Raw genomic sequence first — 17,303 nt, 5'->3', positions numbered from 1 at the left:
GCTTAAACATAGTTTTTATTCCAAAACATCTGATATGAGCATGTGAAAATACTAGATTCATTGATAGTAAGAATGAATCTAGCTCTAAGTCCTAAAAAATGGAGGCTATGAAGATGAACCATTTATTATCGACTGCATCGTTATCCACAGAAGAGATAAGTGAAATTTTAAATGAAGCGCGGAGCTTTTTAGAGGGTGAACAATGGAAGCCGGCAGAGCAGCAGTTTGTGGCCAACTTGTTTTTTGAGCCTAGTACACGAACAAAATCCAGCTTTGAAATGGCAGAAAGAAAGCTTGGATTAGAGGTCATTCCATTTGATGCAGATTTCTCAAGTGTATTGAAGGGTGAGACATTGTATGATACGGTTCGCACACTTGAATCAATTGGAGTGAATGCGGTAGTCATTCGTCATAAAATCGATCACTATTTTAATGAACTAGTCGGTCGTGTTGGAATACCGGTCATAAATGCAGGCGATGGATGTGGACATCATCCAACTCAATCCTTATTGGATTTACTAACCATCCAACAGGAGTTTAGGCATTTTGGTGGATTAAAGGTAGCAATTATTGGCGATGTGAGACACAGTCGGGTAGCACGGTCCAACGCTGATGCCTTAACGAGATTAGGGGCAGAGGTAGTTTTTTCGGGGCCACAGGAATGGTTTGACGATGCCTTTCTTGAAAATGGAAGCTATGAGGATGTCGATACAGCCATTGAAACGGCAGATGTTGTTATGCTATTACGAATTCAGCATGAACGTCATGCTGGAAGTAATCAACAAGTAGCAAATGATTACCATCAACAATACGGATTAACGATTGAGCGCGAACGAAAAATGAAGCAGGGAAGTATTATCATGCATCCTGCACCAGTAAATAGAAATGTTGAAATAGCTGATGAACTTGTCGAATGCAGCCGCTCAAGGATTTTTACGCAAATGAAAAACGGTGTTTTTGTCCGCATGGCCGTTATAAAGCGCGCTTTGGAAAAAAATAAAGGGGGAATAGAACGTGTCAATGCTCATCAAAAATGGACAATTGCTAACTAATGGAGAATTAACAAAAGGTGACCTTCTGATTGAAAGGGGCTTAATTAAAGAAATAGGAAATCTAACAAACGTCACTGCGGATGAGATTATTGATGCAGAAGGTTTAGTTGTTGCACCCGGTTTTATTGACCTGCATGTTCATTTACGTGAGCCTGGCGGCGAAAAGAAAGAAACGATTGCAACTGGTACACAAGCAGCTGCAAAAGGTGGATTCACGACAATTGCTGCCATGCCGAATACGAGACCTGTTCCGGATTCAAAGAAGCAGTTAGAATGGCTTCGAAACCGTATAGACGAAAGTGCTGCAGTAAAAGTACTTCCTTACGGATCCATTACCATAAGAGAAGCAGGTCAAGAATTAACCGACTTTTCAGCTTTAAAGGAAGCGGGTGTATTTGCCCTAACTGATGACGGAGTGGGTGTTCAATCAGCTGGTATGATGCTTTCAGCTATGAAGCAAGCAGCACGTGAAGGCTTAGCTATTGTTGCTCACTGTGAGGATAATACACTAATTAATAAAGGAGCAGTTCATGAAGGGGTTTTTTCACAACAGCAGGGGATCAATGGAATTCCTTCCGTTTGTGAATCTGTACATATTGCACGAGATGTACTTCTCGCGGAAGCTGCGAATTGTCATTATCATGTCTGCCATATTAGCACAAAGGAATCGGTTCGAGCGGTTAGAGATGCCAAGCAAGCTGGAATTCATGTCACTGCGGAAGTGACCCCACATCATTTATTATTATGTGAGGAGGATATTCCTGGTTTAGACCCTAATTACAAAATGAATCCCCCTTTACGTGGTTCAAGCGACCGAGATGCATTAATAGAAGGTCTTTTAGATGGCACCATTGATTTTATTGCGACAGACCATGCGCCGCATACAAAGGAAGAAAAGGCAGAAGGCATGCTGCTTGCACCATTTGGAATCGTGGGGTTAGAAACGGCTTTTCCACTTTTATATACCCATTTCGTTGAAAAAGGGGTTATGACATTACCACAGCTAGTTGAATATTTGAGCAGTAAGCCTGCACAGGTCTTTGGCCTTGATGGAGGATCGTTAACGGTGGGGGCTCCGGCAGATATTGTCTTACTTGATTTAAAGCATGAAGAAAAAATAAATCCGCATAACTTTTTATCAAAAGGTCGAAACACACCATTTAGCGACTGGAAATGTAAAGGTTGGCCGGTTGTCACCTTGGTGGATGGAAGGATAGCTTGGGAAAAAGGACGTGAAGAGGTATGAAAAAGAAGCTTATTTTAGAGGATGGAACAGTATTCGTTGGAGAAGCATTTGGCAGTGAAACGAGCTGCGTGGGAGAAGTTGTCTTTAATACAGGTATGACAGGCTATCAAGAAGTGTTATCAGACCCTTCCTATTGCGGGCAAATTGTTACGTTAACCTACCCGCTTATAGGCAACTACGGGATCAATCGTGATGATTTTGAATCCATCACTCCTGCGATTAGCGGCTTTGTGGTGAAGGAAGCAGCTGATTTTCCATCGAACTGGAGAAGTGAAAAATCATTAGATGACTATTTTAAGAGAAAGAATATCCCAGGCATCTCAGGGATTGACACAAGGAAGCTTACCAGGGTGATTCGTGAGCACGGAACACTAAAAGGTGCCCTCTGTAATATGAATGAAAATGTCGATGATGTTTTGGAAAGACTGCGTGCAACTGAAATTCGCCGTGATCAAGTAAAACAGGTTTCAACAAAAACTCCTTATCCAAGTCCAGGTAGAGGCAGACGAGTTGTCCTTGTTGATTTCGGAATGAAGCATGGAATACTAAGGGAATTAAATCAACGTGATTGTGATGTTATTGTGGTTCCATATCATACAAAAGCCGAAGAAATACTTGAGTTAAACCCTGATGGTATCATGCTTTCCAACGGACCTGGAGATCCTAAAGATGTTCCTGAAGCGATCGGCATGATCCAAGGAATTCTTGGTAAAGTTCCTCTGTTCGGCATTTGTCTCGGACACCAGCTCTTTGCCCTTGCTTGTGGTGCCAATACAGAAAAAATGAAATTTGGCCACCGTGGTTCAAACCATCCAGTCAAGGATCTTGCTACAGGGAAAGTGTACATTACTTCACAAAATCATGGCTTTACGGTTGATGATAAATCAATTGCTGCCACAAGGTTGGAAGTCACACAGGTAGCTTTAAATGATGGAAGTATTGAAGGCTTAAAGCATAAGGATTATCCAGCCTTTACTGTTCAATATCATCCGGAAGCCTCTCCAGGGCCAGAGGATTCTAATCATTTATTCCAACAATTTCTTGATTTAATTGAGACCGCCAAACAGGAGGGAAACACATATGCCAAAGCGTAATGATATAAAAAGTATTCTAGTTATTGGATCCGGACCTATTGTGATTGGTCAGGCAGCTGAATTTGATTACGCAGGAACACAGGCGTGTTTAGCATTAAAAGAGGAAGGCTATAAGGTCATCTTGGTAAACTCTAATCCTGCTACCATTATGACAGACACAGAGATTGCTGATGCCGTCTATATCGAACCGTTGACGCTTGAATTTGTGGAGAGAATTATCAGAAAAGAAAGACCTGATGCACTATTGCCAACATTAGGAGGACAGACAGGATTAAATCTTGCAGTTGAATTAGCAAAATCCGGTTTGTTGGAAGAATGTGGTGTCGAAATTTTAGGTACAAAGCTTACAGCGATTGAAAAGGCAGAGGATCGTGATTTATTTAGAACACTTATGAATGAGTTAAATGAACCAGTTCCAGAAAGTGATATTATTCATAACCTTGAAGAAGCGTATCAATTTGTCGAAAGGATCGGTTATCCTGTGATTGTTCGTCCTGCCTTTACACTTGGGGGAACTGGTGGCGGAATCTGTCATAATGAGACAGAGCTCATTGAAATTGTCACAAGCGGTTTAAAGTATAGTCCTGTGACACAATGTCTATTAGAGAAGAGTATTGCTGGTTTTAAAGAAATAGAATATGAGGTTATGAGAGATTCTGCTGATAATGCCATTGTTGTATGTAATATGGAGAACATCGATCCAGTTGGTGTGCATACAGGTGACTCAATAGTGGTAGCACCTAGCCAAACTTTAAGTGACCGCGAGTATCAATTAATGCGAAATGCATCTTTGAAAATCATTCGTGCTCTTGAAATTGAAGGTGGGTGTAACGTTCAGCTTGCACTTGATCCTAATAGCTATGACTATTATATTATCGAAGTAAACCCACGTGTCAGTCGTTCTTCAGCTCTTGCCTCAAAGGCAACCGGCTATCCGATTGCGAAACTTGCAGCTAAAATAGCTGTTGGCCTGACACTTGATGAAATGATGAATCCTGTCACAGGTAAAACATATGCATGCTTTGAACCAGCCTTGGATTATATCGTAACAAAAATACCAAGATGGCCTTTTGATAAATTTGAATCAGCCAACCGTTTATTAGGTACACAAATGAAAGCAACCGGTGAAGTAATGGCTATTGGACGGACATTTGAAGAATCATTATTAAAGGCTATTCGCTCACTTGAAAGTAATGTCTATCATTTTGCCCTCCCTAACGGTGAAGAATTTAGTGATGAAGTAATTGAAAAACGGATTCGCAAGGCTGGAGATGAAAGATTATTTTACATCGCTGAAGCATTAAGACGTGGTGTAAGCATAGAAACGCTTCACGAGTGGAGCCAAATTGATTTGTTCTTCTTATACAAACTGGAAGGAATCATACGGTTTGAAAAGGAGCTTTCTAAGCATCCATTTGATCGTGAGTGGTTAGAAAAGGCGAAGAAAAAAGGTATATCAGACCTTGCAATTGCAAAGGTCTGGGATTCCACTGAGCGCTCCATTTATGATTTGCGTATGAAGCAAGGGATTATACCCGTATATAAGATGGTTGATACATGTGCGGCAGAATTTGCTTCTGAAACGCCATATTTTTACGGAACCTATGAAGAAGAAAATGAATCCATTGTGACAGATCGAAAGAGTGTTATTGTATTAGGTTCAGGACCCATCAGGATTGGTCAGGGTGTTGAGTTCGATTATGCAACGGTTCATTCTGTATGGGCTATTAAAGAAGCTGGATATGAAGCGATTATCATTAATAATAATCCTGAAACCGTCTCAACTGATTTCAGTATTTCAGATAAGTTATACTTCGAACCGTTAACAACGGAAGATGTGATATCGATTATTGATTTGGAAAAACCGGTTGGCGTTGTTGTCCAGTTTGGTGGTCAAACAGCCATCAATTTAGCATCAAAGCTTGTTGAGCATGGAGTGAAAATTCTCGGAACGAGCTTAGAGGATTTAGATCGAGCAGAAGATCGGGATAAATTTGAGCATGCTCTTGTACAATTAGAGATTCCGATGCCTAAAGGCAAAACTGCTTTATCAGTAGATGAGGCATTAAAAATCGCAAACGAAATCGGCTATCCAGTTCTAGTCAGACCTTCTTACGTATTGGGCGGAAGAGCGATGGAGATTGTCTACAAGCAGGAAGAGCTGCTTCATTACATGCAAAATGCCGTAAAGATTAATCCAGAGCATCCTGTTCTAATTGACCGTTACTTAACAGGAAAGGAAATTGAGGTGGATGCAATTTGCGACGGAAAGGATGTTGTCATTCCTGGAATTATGGAACATATTGAACGTGCCGGCGTCCACTCAGGAGATTCAATCGCTGTATATCCACCGCAAAGTCTTTCAGCTGCGATAAAAGAAAAATTAATATCTTATACGGAAAAGCTCGCCCTCGGATTAAATATTGTCGGTTTATTAAATATCCAATATGTCGTAAGCAATAATGATGTTTTTGTCCTAGAGGTAAATCCGCGTTCAAGTCGTACAGTACCATTTTTAAGTAAAATTACAAACGTACCAATGGCTAATATAGCCACTAAGGTGATTCTTGGTCAGTCTCTAGCTAAGCAGGGGTACGTTTCTGGTTTAGTTCCGGAAAGAAAGGGCGTATACGTAAAAGCACCTGTATTTTCATTTGCGAAATTGCGAAATGTCGATATTTCCTTAGGACCAGAAATGAAGTCAACCGGAGAAGTAATGGGAAAAGATTATACATTAGAAAAAGCTCTGTATAAAGCACTAGTAGCATCAGGAATTACGATTCAGAAGTTTGGAACAGTTCTGTTAACCATTGCTGATAAAGATAAAGAAGAAGCTCTTCAGCTTGCCAAGCGTTATGCTGCAATTGGATATCGTTTAATGGCAACAAAGGGAACGGCCGAATATTTGAAAAAGGCTGGTATTCCAGTTAGTGTTGTTAGAAAAATTGGCTCAGAGGGTCCTGATCTTCTAGATGTTATCAGAAATGGGGAAGCACAATTTGTTATTAATACTTTCTCGAAGGGAAAAGAGCCTGAGCGCGATGGCTTTAGGATTCGCCGTGAATCTGTTGAAAACGGAGTTCCTTGCTTAACTTCATTGGATACAGCTGAAGCGATTTTACGTGTTATTGAATCGATGAACTTTTCAGCAGAGGCCATGGATCAGCCTGTTGATGTAAAGGAGGCTGTTCTCTCATGATGACTAAAGAGCTGTGCACAGTCGTGTCGCAGATTGAAATAGCTGATTCTATATTTAAGCTCACCTTAAAGGGTGAGCTTGTTCAACAAATGAAAGAACCAGGTCAGTTTGTTCACATAAAGGTAGAAAATGGAATAGATCCACTATTAAGACGACCGATTTCGATTGCAAAGATTGATCAACAAAGCAGAGAATTTACGATGATTTACCGAAAGGAAGGGAGAGGAACATCCTTATTAACGCAAAAGCAGACGGGTGATTTAGTAGATGTGTTAGGTCCGCTTGGTCACGGTTTTCCGCTTTCAGAGACAAGCCTGGGGCAAACGGCACTATTAGTTGGTGGGGGCATTGGTGTACCTCCGCTTTATGAACTATCGCGACAGCTTACAGATAAAGGTGTCAAGGTTGTACATGTTCTGGGTTTTCAGACCAAAACTGCTGTTTTTTATGAAGAAGAATTTGCTCAGCTTGGCGAGACCTATGTGGCAACCGTGGACGGAACGTATGGTGGGAAAGGCTTTGTAACGGATGTGATTGCAGAAAGAGGAATTGCATTTGATACCCTTTATTCATGTGGACCGACTCCAATGCTGAAAGCTTTAGAATCAAATTTTCCTGATAAAAAAGTATTTCTTTCATTAGAAGAAAGAATGGGCTGCGGGATTGGTGCTTGTTTTGCCTGTGTCTGTCATACTACCAATGATCAAGACGGACATTCATATAAAAAGGTCTGTCTTGATGGTCCTGTCTTTCGAGCTGGGGAGGTTGTACTATGAGCATGCTTAATGTGAAATTACCAGGCCTTAACTTAAAAAATCCAGTAATGCCGGCATCCGGCTGCTTTGGGTTTGGTCGTGAATACAGTCAGCTTTATGATTTAAACAGCTTAGGAGCTATTATGATAAAAGCAACGACAGTGGAGCCCCGCTTTGGAAATCCGACACCACGGGTGGCCGAAACCTCTGCCGGAATGCTTAATGCAATCGGACTGCAAAATCCCGGTCTCCAAAAGGTGGTTGATGAGGAACTGCCTTGGTTAACACAGTTTGATGTTCCGATAATTGCTAATGTGGCAGGTTCTACTGAAGAAGATTACGTTATTGTAGCTGAAGAAATTTCCAAGGCTCCAAATGTCCATGCTCTTGAGCTTAATATATCCTGTCCGAATGTAAAGGAAGGCGGCATCGCCTTTGGAACGATTCCGGAGGTTGCTCAAAATCTAACGAGAAAAGTGAAAGAAGCATCATCGGTTCCTGTATACGTAAAACTATCACCGAATGTAAGCAATATTGTAGAGATGGCAAAAGCGGTTGAAGCAGGTGGAGCAGATGGATTAACGATGATTAATACATTAGTCGGGATGAGAATTGATCTTAAATCAGGACGTCCGATATTGGCGAACAAAACCGGTGGATTATCCGGGCCGGCAGTAAAGCCTGTCGCCATTCGAATGATTTACGAGGTCAGTCAACAGGTTAATCTTCCAATCATTGGGATGGGAGGGATTCAATCAGCAGAGGATGTTATTGAATATTTTTATGCCGGGGCAAGTGCCGTTGCTGTCGGAACAGCTAATTTTGTGGATCCTTTCGTGTGCCCTTCCATAATCGAGGAACTACCGAAGCTTTTACAAAGATTAGGATATGAGCATATTTCACAGTGCACAGGAAGGAGCTGGAAGTAATTGAAGACCCCTGTTATTATTGCCCTTGATTTTGCATCAAAAGCTGAAGTATCCCATTTTTTAGAGCCTTTCAATGGGGAAAGGTTGTTTGTCAAAGTAGGTATGGAGCTTTTTTATCAGGAGGGCCCTCAGATTATCCATGATATCAAAGAAAAGGGACATCGTATTTTTCTAGATTTAAAGCTTCATGATATTCCTAATACAGTAAAAAGTGCAATGAAGGGTCTTGCTAGACTTCAATGTGATTTGGTTAATGTTCATGCTGCTGGTGGTCAGGAAATGATGATGGCAGCATTGGAAGGATTGGAAGCTGGTACTTCAGGAGGACAAAAAAGGCCCCTTTGTATTGCTGTCACACAGCTGACAAGTACGTCGGAGGAGCAAATGAAAAAAGAGCAGCTGATACAAGTTCCTCTGCAAGAGTCTGTCCTTCATTATGGTCAATTAGCCAAACAGTCGGGTTTGGACGGTGTTGTATGCTCCTCTCATGAGGCTGCCATAATTCGGGAAGTATTGGGTAATAGATTTTTAACCGTTACACCGGGTATTCGCTTAAAAGAGGATGCAGTTGGTGATCAAAAGCGGGTGGCAACACCTGAATTGGCTAAAAAAGCAGGTGTATCTTACATGGTGGTTGGACGTTCTATTACAAAATCCAATCAGCCTGTTGAAAGCTATCAAAAGTTTATACATGCATGGGAAGGTGTTCAACTATGAAAAAAAAGATTGCTGAAAGTTTATTAGAAATGAAAGCTGTATCACTTCGTCCTAACGAGCCATTTACATGGGCATCAGGAATCATCTCACCTATTTATTGTGATAATCGATTGACTCTTTCCTATCCAGAAATTAGAAGGGAAATTGCTGCTGGACTTGCAGATATCATTAAAGAGAGATTCCCTAGTATAGAGCTTGTTGCTGGAACGGCAACTGCAGGGATTCCACATGCTGCTTGGGTAAGTGAGGTGCTGGATTTACCCATGTGCTATGTTCGTTCTAAAGCAAAGGGACATGGAAAGGGTAACCAGATTGAAGGAAAAGCAGAAGAAGGACAGAAAGTAGTCGTTGTGGAAGATTTGATATCTACAGGCGGAAGTGTTATTACAGCTGTGGAAGCCTTACGTGAAGCTGGATGTGATGTTTTAGGGGTTGTCTCAATCTTTACGTATCAGCTTGAAAAAGGATTTGAATTATTGCGTGATGCCAATATCACTGCTTATTCGTTAACGGATTTCTCAACCTTAGTCGAGGTAGCTAGTGAAAAGGGCTATATTGAGCAAAAGGATTGGGTTAAACTCATGGAATGGCGTAAGAATCCTGCTGAGTGGGGAAAATAAAAGGAATATTCGAGCCTGACATCATAGAATATGTCAGGTTTTCTTCATTTTGGATAGGCAGCTAGTTAGGGATTATCATATAAATAAAAGGAGACCGTCCATTTACAGTTGTCAATGAGAGGGGGGGAAATCGTGGTTACTCGGTTAGATAAAGTAGATTTAGCGAAAAAAGTGGAAAGTAAAAAAGAGTACGAAAGCAAATTGCTAAGATTACAGGCGCATCTATTAAGGCTTCAGCACCTGCTACACCAAGAGAAAATTGCGGTTGTCATTGTCATGGAGGGATGGGATGCTGCAGGTAAAGGTGGGGCAATCAAAAGAGTGACAGAGCATCTAGATCCACGAGGATTTAAGGTATGGCCGATTGCGGCCCCTGAGCCCCATGAAAGCCGCTATCATTATTTGCAGCGATTTTGGCGTAAACTCCCAAGATATGGAGAGATAACCATTTTTGATCGTTCCTGGTATGGTCGGGTGCTTGTTGAACGGATTGAAGGTTTTGCTGAAAAAGAAGCATGGTCAAGGGCGTATAAGGAGATCAATGATTTTGAAAAACTTTTAAGTGATGACCGTTATTTAATCATGAAGTATTGGTTTCACATTAGTAAAGCTGAACAGCTGTTACGTTTTAAAGCCCGTGAAGCCAATCCGCTCAAAAGCTGGAAGCTCACGGATGAAGACTGGCGTAACCGAGAAAAATGGGATTTGTATCTTGAAGCGGCGGAAGAAATGTTTGCGAAAACGGATACAGAATATGCACCATGGTATATTATCCCAAGTAATAATAAACGGTATGCCCGTCTAGAAACATTAAATAACATAGTCCAAACCATTGAAAAGTACTTAAGTGCCAATAATATCGCTCTGCCGGACTATGGAGAGAAAGAATAAAAAGAGTGCAGCTGCACTCTTTTTAGGTAGAGATTAATATATGTTAACCTGTTTCATTTACTGTTTCTTATTGTTTTTTAATCTCAGGACAGCCTCTTCGTCAGGAGTAACAAAGACTGTTTGCTGATTATCATAAATGACAAATCCCGGCTTTGCTCCAGATGGTTTTTTTACGTATCGTACCCGTGTGAAATCAACAGGAACAGAGCTTGAATTGCGTGCTTTACTGTAAAAGGCAGCTAGGATTGCCGCTTCGTGGATGGTTTTTTCGGAGGGCTCTTTACTACGGATGACGACATGTGAGCCTGGAATATCCTTTGTATGCAGCCAAATTTCATCACGGGCTGCCAGGCGATTAGTCAAGTAATCATTTTGTTTATTATTTTTACCAATTATTATCTCGGTGCCATCAGAAGCATAGCAGTGATCAAGGACAGGCTTTTGCGTTTGTTTTTTCAGTTGCCTTTTTTGTCTGTGGCGAATATACCCTTCTTCTATTAGCTCATCGCGGATTTCTGCGACATCCTTTGGTGAAGCCGTTTCTAGCTGCTGGAAAAGGGCGTCAAAATATCGAACTTCATCGTTTGCTTTTTCAATTTGTTCCTTGACAATTTCAAGAGCATTTTTCGCCTTTTGGTATTTAGTAAAATACCTCTGGGCATTTTCTGAAGGTGTTTTGAATGGGTCCAATGGAATCGTAACAGTAGCTCCGGTTTCATCATAATAATTTACAACATCAATTTCACTTATTCCTTTTTTCACAGCAAATAAATTGGCGGTTAATAATTCTCCATATAGTTGAAACTGCTGTGCTTTATTCGCTTCCTGCAATGTCTCATTCAGTTTGGCTATTTTTTTCTCGTTTTTTTCTTTTTCATTCATCACTAAGCGTTCAATATCATTTGCCTGCTGTTTAACACGGTCGCGTTCGGCTTTACCAAAATAATAGCGGTCAAGCATTTCTCCAAGAGTTGCAAAGGATTTAACATGTTGACTCTTCGTGCTTTCAAGAGGGAATAAGTAAAAATTTTCTTTATGGTTGCTCTCCATAATAGAAGGGGAATATTGGTGACGCTTAACTTTTTCAATTAGATTCAGAAAGGCTTTCGGCAAGGTAGCTCGATTAATCAGGCCGGCATGAAAGGTGATTTCTTTAGCAATTAAAGGCGAAAGACCGGCATATTGATTGACAAGCTGTTTATCAAGTTTCCCTTCATTAAAATGGAGGCGCCTTAATAAGTCCTGTTCATCAGCCTCAAATGGGTTCGCTTTGTCCTGGGCGGGAGGAAGGATATATTCATGACCAGGCAGAACGGTTCGATACGTATTAATGGCTGATGAAACGTGCTTAATACTGTCCAGAATCATATTTTTGGTCCGGTCAACTAGAATAATATTACTATGACGTCCCATAATCTCAACAATCAGTCTTTTATAGGATGTATCCCCAATTTCATTTCTTCCTTTAATATCAAAAATAATCATCCGATCAAGTCCGGTTTGGCAGACATCCTCTAATATATATCCTTCAATATGTTTTCTCAGCAGCATGCAAAACATGGGTGGGATGGGAGGATTCTCGTATTCCTCTTGAGAAATCTGGACTCTTGCGTGCGCTGGATGTGCGGAAAGTAACACTCTTTGGTTTTTTCCATTTGCTCGTATTACTAGTATTATCTCATTTTTATATGGTTGGTGTACTTTATTAATCCGACCGCCTCTCAAAGAGTCAGCCAGCTCTTTAACCATTGCCCGTGTAAATAATCCATCAAACGACATGAAAAACATCCTTTACTAATAAACTTTAATCGTAGTCTAGCGCAAGTGCCAAGTCCCACTAAGGGCCTATGACAATCCGTAACAAAGGAGTAGATTGACAACCTTCATGCCGGCTCATCATATGCTTGCCCGGGGCTGACCAAGGCTCTTGCGCTTTTTATTTAACTGTACAAGTTGTTCGATTGAAGTGCAACTATATTAGCATTTTTTTGGACAAGAGTGAATAAGCTTTCCTTAGAGAACGGTAATAGGATGTTTCTAACTAAAAGAGAGAAGCCTGTCGACGCTTTTGCACCTAGTGTCGGCAGAGCTTTTCGAATTAAGGGGGAAGTGAGATGGCGGGATGAAGTACCATGAGATGAACACGAAAGAGGTAGAGGAAGCGCTAAATACAGACCTCTCGTCAGGATTATCAACTGCAGATGTTAAACAAAGGCTTAAGCAATACGGAAGAAATGAACTAGAAGAAGGTGAAAAACAGTCTGCATGGCTGTTGTTTTTCAGTCAATTTAAAGACTTTATGGTGCTTGTGTTACTGGCAGCTACCTTAATTTCCGGTTTTTTAGGGGAGTATATTGATGCGATTGCGATTATTGCCATTGTTATCGTTAATGCTTTTCTTGGCTTTTTTCAAGAAATCAAGGCAGAAAAATCCTTGCAGGCATTAAAGGAGCTTTCTGCTCCACAGGTACAAGTCTTACGTGATGGACAATGGATAAAAATTGCATCGAAGGAAATTGTCCCTGGGGATGTCTTAAAGTTCTCTAGCGGGGATCGTATTGGTGCAGATTTGCGATTGGTTGATGTAAAAAGTCTTGAAATAGAAGAATCAGCGCTTACTGGGGAATCATTGCCGGTTTCAAAAAGGACAGGAGCACTTACCGCAGAAAATCTTGGAATCGGCGATATGGAAAATATGGCTTTTATGGGTACGATGGTGACACGAGGCAACGGAATCGGAGTTGTTGTTGGAACAGGCATGAAAACCGCGATGGGTCAAATTGCCGATTTACTTCAGAGTGCCGAAGCGATGACAACTCCACTGCAAAGACGATTGGAGCAGCTTGGTAAAATCTTAATTGTCACAGCTCTATTATTAACCACACTCGTTGTAATTGTCGGAGTTTTTCAAGGAAATGATTTATATACGATGTTTTTGGCAGGTGTCTCCCTTGCGGTTGCTGCTATTCCGGAAGGTCTGCCCGCTATTGTGACGGTCGCCCTTTCACTTGGTGTTCAGCGGATGATAAAACAAAATGCTATTGTCAGAAAGCTGCCAGCTGTCGAAACATTAGGCTGTGCTTCTGTCATCTGTTCTGACAAAACAGGAACGATGACACAGAATGAAATGACAGTCACCCATTTATGGAGCAGTGGTCAAACCTGGTTTGTTGATGGAGTTGGCTACGAGCCGAGGGGAGCATTTTACCAAAACGCTGAAAGAATAGATGTGAATAACGAGAAAGCACTTCAGCAAATGCTCATGTTTGGGATGTTGTGTAATCATGCAGAATTAATCCAGAAGAAAAAGGAATTTGTTGTGGATGGTGATCCGACTGAAGGGGCTCTACTAGTAGCCGCCATGAAAGCGGGTTATAACCGTGAAAATCTATTAACTGAATTTAAAATTGTTCAGGAGTTCCCGTTCGATTCAACAAGAAAAATGATGAGTGTCATTATTAAGGATCCGAATGGCAGACAATTTGTCGTGACAAAAGGAGCTCCGGATATTCTCGTTGGGAAAAGTGAAGCGATTCTATGGAATGGGAAAAAACAATTGCTATCACAGGATGCCAAGCAAACGGTTCAATCTGCCATCAATGAGCTAGCATCAAAAGCGCTTAGAACAATCGCCATTGGTTTTAAGGAGATCTCTTCACAGACGCTTGTTCTCGATGAAAAAGAGGCAGAGAAGAACCTAACCATTATTGGTCTCCAGGGCATGATTGACCCGCCGCGTCCAGAAGTAAAGCTTGCCGTTAAAGAATGTAAGGATGCAGGCATTAAAACCGTTATGATAACCGGCGACCATGTTATAACAGCCAAAGCCATAGCTAAGCAGCTGGGAATTCTTTCGAATCAATCAAAAGTGCTCGATGGACCTGCTCTTTCAGAAATGTCTCTCGAGGAGCTTGAGGCTGTTGTCGAGGATGTGTCCGTTTTTGCCCGTGTTTCACCAGAGCACAAATTAAAAATTGTTAAAGCCCTGCAAAATAGAGGTCATATCGTGGCGATGACAGGTGATGGCGTCAATGATGCACCGGCCATAAAAGCGGCAGATATTGGCGTTGCAATGGGGATAACGGGTACAGATGTAGCGAAAGAGGCATCTGCCCTTGTCTTGCTCGATGATAATTTTGCCACGATAAAATCGGCTATTAAAGAAGGTCGCAATATCTATGAGAATATCCGGAAGTTTATCCGCTATCTATTAGCTTCTAATGTTGGAGAAATTCTCGTCATGTTATTTGCCATGTTATTAGCATTACCCTTACCACTTGTTCCAATCCAAATTCTCTGGGTGAATTTAGTTACAGATGGTTTGCCTGCTATGGCGCTTGGTTTAGACCAGCCCGAAGGAGATGTGATGAAACGGAAGCCGCGTAACCCGAAAGAAGGCGTATTTGCAAGAGGGCTAGGCTGGAAAATTATTTCGAGAGGATTTTTAATTGGATTGGTTACGTTACTGGCTTTTATTTTTGCGTATAAGGACAATCCTGAACAGCTTGAATATGCACAGACAGTTGCTTTTGCCACGCTTGTTCTGGCGCAATTAATTCATGTGTTTGATTGTCGCAGTGAAAAATCTATCCTTTCGCGTAATCCATTTGGCAACAAATACTTAGTATGGGCCGTTATTTTATCGCTCTTCATGGTGCTGGCTGTGATTTATTATCCGCCGCTTCAGCCAATATTCCATACCGTACCGATTGTGGCTTCTGATTGGTGGATTATAACAGGACTTTCGGCAGTTCCAACTTTTTTACTTGCGGGTTCATTTTTACTGCGAAAATCAAAATAAAATATGTTATAATTTCTAAGGTAGTAGAGTGTTCTCTATTACCTTTTCTTTCGTAAAGCCAAACTACCTCCTCTTTTTCATAAAAAAATGCTAACATGACAACATGACAACAGATAGAAATGAGCATGAAAAGTCTCCTTCTTTAGATTTGGAGCAGATTGGATGTGGTCTTAATGGTTATGAGTATGACAGGATTTGGACGAAGTAAAAAGAGTACAGACTCTTCTTCTGTTTCTGTAGAAGTAAAAACGGTAAACCATCGGTTCTCCGAATTTTATATTCGAATGCCCCGTCAATTTAATAAAATTGAAGATAAAATTAAAAAGAAATTGAGCTCATCTATACATAGAGGAAGAATAGAAGTTTATGTGACTGTTGAGGGAGAAGGAATTGTTGATCGAAAGGTAATGGTCGATTGGGAATTACTTGACCATTATGTGCAGACCATTGCAAATATAAAGCAAAAATACGCTCTTGAGCATGGACTATCTCTACAGGATTTATTAAGCAGGGAGGATATTATCCATATCGAAGAAGAAGAGAGCGGTGATGAAGAGCTTGAACGAGTCGTTCTAGAAGCAGTGGAGGAAGCGGCTCATTCAGTCATCGAAATGCGTAATGCTGAGGGCTCTGCGCTTGAAAAGGATATAAGCATACATTTACATAATTTCCAGGATTTGGTAACGAATATAATTGAGCTTGCGCCGACTGTGGTACAATTATATCGTGACAAATTAACGAAGCGAATCAACGAATTTGTCGGCGGTCAAATAGATGAAGCTCGTATCTTAACTGAAGTAGCCATTTTTGCCGATAAAGCTGATATAAACGAGGAATTAACGAGGCTTAAAAGCCATATCAAACAGTTTGGTAAAATTCTTACTTTTCGTGAGCCGATAGGTCGAAAGCTTGATTTTCTACTCCAGGAAATGAATAGAGAAGTCAATACAATAGGCTCTAAAGCCAATGATTCGGAAATTGCAAGAGTAGTGGTTGAGATGAAAAGCATCCTAGAAAAAATGAAAGAACAGGTACAAAACATTGAATAGTATTTGTTTAGAAAATAATCGTCAGGGTGAAACTAAATAACTGATGATAGGAGGAAAATCAGGTGATCAAACTGATTAATATCGGCTTTGGCAATATCGTTTCTGCCAACCGGATTATCTCTATCGTGAGTCCTGAATCGGCACCGATAAAAAGAATCATTCAGGATGCACGTGACCGTGGTTCATTAATTGACGCAACATATGGCAGAAGAACAAGGGCTGTCATAATTATGGATAGTGATCATGTGATTTTAAGTGCGGTGCAGCCTGAAACCGTTGCACATCGTTTAAATGATAAGGATGAAATAATGGATGAAGGGTAGGACTTTATTTTGATTCATGAAAAAGGGTTACTGATTGTATTATCTGGACCTTCAGGTGTTGGTAAAGGAACAGTGAGGAAGGAAATTTTTTCACAGCCGGATACAAAATTTGAATATTCTATCTCAATGACAACGAGATCTCCACGTGAAGGAGAAGTAGATGGCGTTGATTATTTTTTTAAAACACGAGAAGAGTTTGAAAATCTGATAGAGCAAGGGAAGTTACTTGAATATGCTCAGTTTGTCGGCAATTATTATGGGACGCCAGTCGATTACGTACGTGAAACATTAGATAAGGGAAAGGACGTTTTCCTAGAAATAGAGGTACAAGGTGCACGACAAGTCCGTGAAAAGTTTCCTGATGGATTATTTATTTTTCTAATGCCGCCTAGTTTGTCCGAATTGAAAAATCGAATTGTGACAAGAGGTACGGAAACAGAGGATATCATTAACAATCGTTTAAATGTAGCAAAGGAAGAAATTGAAATGATGCACTTGTATGATTATGTGGTTGAGAACGACCAAATCGAGCTTGCCTGTGAACGCATCAAGGCCATTGTCGTGGCAGAGCATTGCCGAAGAGAACGAGTAGAACCAAAATATTTAAAAATGCTGGAGGTTAAGTAG

The 17,303-nt window shown here is 40.9% G+C and carries 13 protein-coding genes and 1 pseudogene; 13 read left to right on the top strand and 1 reads right to left on the bottom strand.

All coding sequences use genetic code 11. From position 1 onward, the window contains the following. Positions 1–113 precede the first annotated feature (113 nt). The 9 genes and pseudogenes from BQ5321_RS15835 (at position 114) to BQ5321_RS15795 (ending at position 10,503) form a co-directional block, all read left to right on the top strand. On the top strand, positions 114–1,052 hold the full coding sequence (locus tag BQ5321_RS15835; RefSeq protein ID WP_071395402.1) for an aspartate carbamoyltransferase catalytic subunit: 939 nt from the start codon (positions 114–116) through the stop codon (positions 1,050–1,052). Next, entirely contained in the window at positions 1,015–2,298 is a 1,284-nt protein-coding gene (locus BQ5321_RS15830) for a dihydroorotase (RefSeq protein WP_071395401.1), read from the top strand. Before BQ5321_RS15835 ends, BQ5321_RS15830 begins: the two co-directional genes overlap by 38 nt. Continuing rightward, a pseudogene (locus tag BQ5321_RS15825) lies at positions 2,295–3,400 on the top strand (carbamoyl phosphate synthase small subunit). Before BQ5321_RS15830 ends, BQ5321_RS15825 begins: the two are co-directional and overlap by 4 nt. Then, positions 3,379–6,591 (top strand): carbamoyl-phosphate synthase large subunit, encoded by a 3,213-nt coding sequence (gene carB, locus BQ5321_RS15820; RefSeq protein WP_071395399.1) that lies wholly within the window; start codon positions 3,379–3,381, stop codon positions 6,589–6,591. Before BQ5321_RS15825 ends, carB begins: the two are co-directional and overlap by 22 nt. Continuing rightward, entirely contained in the window at positions 6,588–7,367 is a 780-nt protein-coding gene (locus tag BQ5321_RS15815) for a dihydroorotate dehydrogenase electron transfer subunit (protein WP_071395398.1), read from the top strand. The genes carB and BQ5321_RS15815 overlap by 4 nt, the downstream gene beginning before the upstream one ends. A gap of 2 nt (positions 7,368–7,369) precedes the next feature. Next, positions 7,370–8,275, top strand: coding sequence for a dihydroorotate dehydrogenase (locus BQ5321_RS15810; RefSeq protein ID WP_187143794.1), 906 nt, complete (start codon positions 7,370–7,372; stop codon positions 8,273–8,275). Next, positions 8,276–8,992: an orotidine-5'-phosphate decarboxylase gene (pyrF, locus tag BQ5321_RS15805; protein ID WP_071395396.1), complete on the top strand. Its 717-nt coding sequence runs from the start codon at positions 8,276–8,278 to the stop codon at positions 8,990–8,992. Next, entirely contained in the window at positions 8,989–9,612 is a 624-nt protein-coding gene (pyrE, locus tag BQ5321_RS15800) for an orotate phosphoribosyltransferase (RefSeq protein ID WP_071395395.1), read from the top strand. The genes pyrF and pyrE overlap by 4 nt, the downstream gene beginning before the upstream one ends. Positions 9,613–9,744: 132 nt before the next feature. Further along, positions 9,745–10,503 carry a polyphosphate kinase 2 family protein gene (locus BQ5321_RS15795; RefSeq protein WP_390622169.1) on the top strand — a complete coding sequence of 253 codons (759 nt, stop codon included), beginning with the start codon at positions 9,745–9,747 and terminating at the stop codon, positions 10,501–10,503. Between the two features lie 57 nt (positions 10,504–10,560). Here the strand turns inward: BQ5321_RS15795 and BQ5321_RS15790 are convergent, their stop codons facing one another. Beyond that, entirely contained in the window at positions 10,561–12,282 is a 1,722-nt protein-coding gene (locus BQ5321_RS15790; protein ID WP_071395393.1) for an Rqc2 family fibronectin-binding protein, read from the bottom strand. A gap of 343 nt (positions 12,283–12,625) precedes the next feature. On the opposite strand from BQ5321_RS15790, the gene BQ5321_RS15785 reads away from it, so the two are divergent. From BQ5321_RS15785 to gmk, 4 genes are all read left to right on the top strand, one after another. After that, entirely contained in the window at positions 12,626–15,304 is a 2,679-nt protein-coding gene (locus BQ5321_RS15785) for a calcium-translocating P-type ATPase, SERCA-type (RefSeq protein ID WP_071395392.1), read from the top strand. Between the two features lie 173 nt (positions 15,305–15,477). After that, positions 15,478–16,353, top strand: coding sequence for a YicC/YloC family endoribonuclease (locus tag BQ5321_RS15780; RefSeq protein WP_071395391.1), 876 nt, complete (start codon positions 15,478–15,480; stop codon positions 16,351–16,353). Between the two features lie 62 nt (positions 16,354–16,415). Then, on the top strand, positions 16,416–16,676 hold the full coding sequence (gene remA / locus BQ5321_RS15775) for an extracellular matrix/biofilm regulator RemA (RefSeq protein WP_071395390.1): 261 nt from the start codon (positions 16,416–16,418) through the stop codon (positions 16,674–16,676). 12 nt (positions 16,677–16,688) lie between these two features. Next, positions 16,689–17,303: a guanylate kinase gene (gene gmk, locus BQ5321_RS15770; RefSeq protein WP_071396944.1), complete on the top strand. Its 615-nt coding sequence runs from the start codon at positions 16,689–16,691 to the stop codon at positions 17,301–17,303.

It is taken from the genome of Bacillus tuaregi (assembly GCF_900104575.1).
Classification (GTDB): Bacteria; Bacillota; Bacilli; order Bacillales; family Cytobacillaceae; genus Bacillus_BD; species Bacillus_BD tuaregi.
The sequence above is the reverse complement of the archived record's forward strand: the minus strand, read 5'-3'. Positions and strand labels throughout refer to the sequence as shown.

Bases quoted from the DNA above. Each gene is read 5' to 3' on its own strand.
- BQ5321_RS15815 (WP_071395398.1), top strand. From the start codon at position 6,588: ATGATGACTAAAGAGCTGTGCACAGTCGTGTCGCAGATTGAAATAGCT.
- BQ5321_RS15790 (WP_071395393.1), bottom strand. From the start codon at position 12,282: ATGTCGTTTGATGGATTATTTACACGGGCAATGGTTAAAGAGCTGGCT.
- BQ5321_RS15785 (WP_071395392.1), top strand. From the start codon at position 12,626: ATGAAGTACCATGAGATGAACACGAAAGAGGTAGAGGAAGCGCTAAAT.
- BQ5321_RS15780 (WP_071395391.1), top strand. From the start codon at position 15,478: ATGGTTATGAGTATGACAGGATTTGGACGAAGTAAAAAGAGTACAGAC.
- carB (WP_071395399.1), top strand. From the start codon at position 3,379: ATGCCAAAGCGTAATGATATAAAAAGTATTCTAGTTATTGGATCCGGA.
- pyrE (WP_071395395.1), top strand. From the start codon at position 8,989: ATGAAAAAAAAGATTGCTGAAAGTTTATTAGAAATGAAAGCTGTATCA.
- BQ5321_RS15835 (WP_071395402.1), top strand. From the start codon at position 114: ATGAACCATTTATTATCGACTGCATCGTTATCCACAGAAGAGATAAGT.
- BQ5321_RS15810 (WP_187143794.1), top strand. From the start codon at position 7,370: ATGCTTAATGTGAAATTACCAGGCCTTAACTTAAAAAATCCAGTAATG.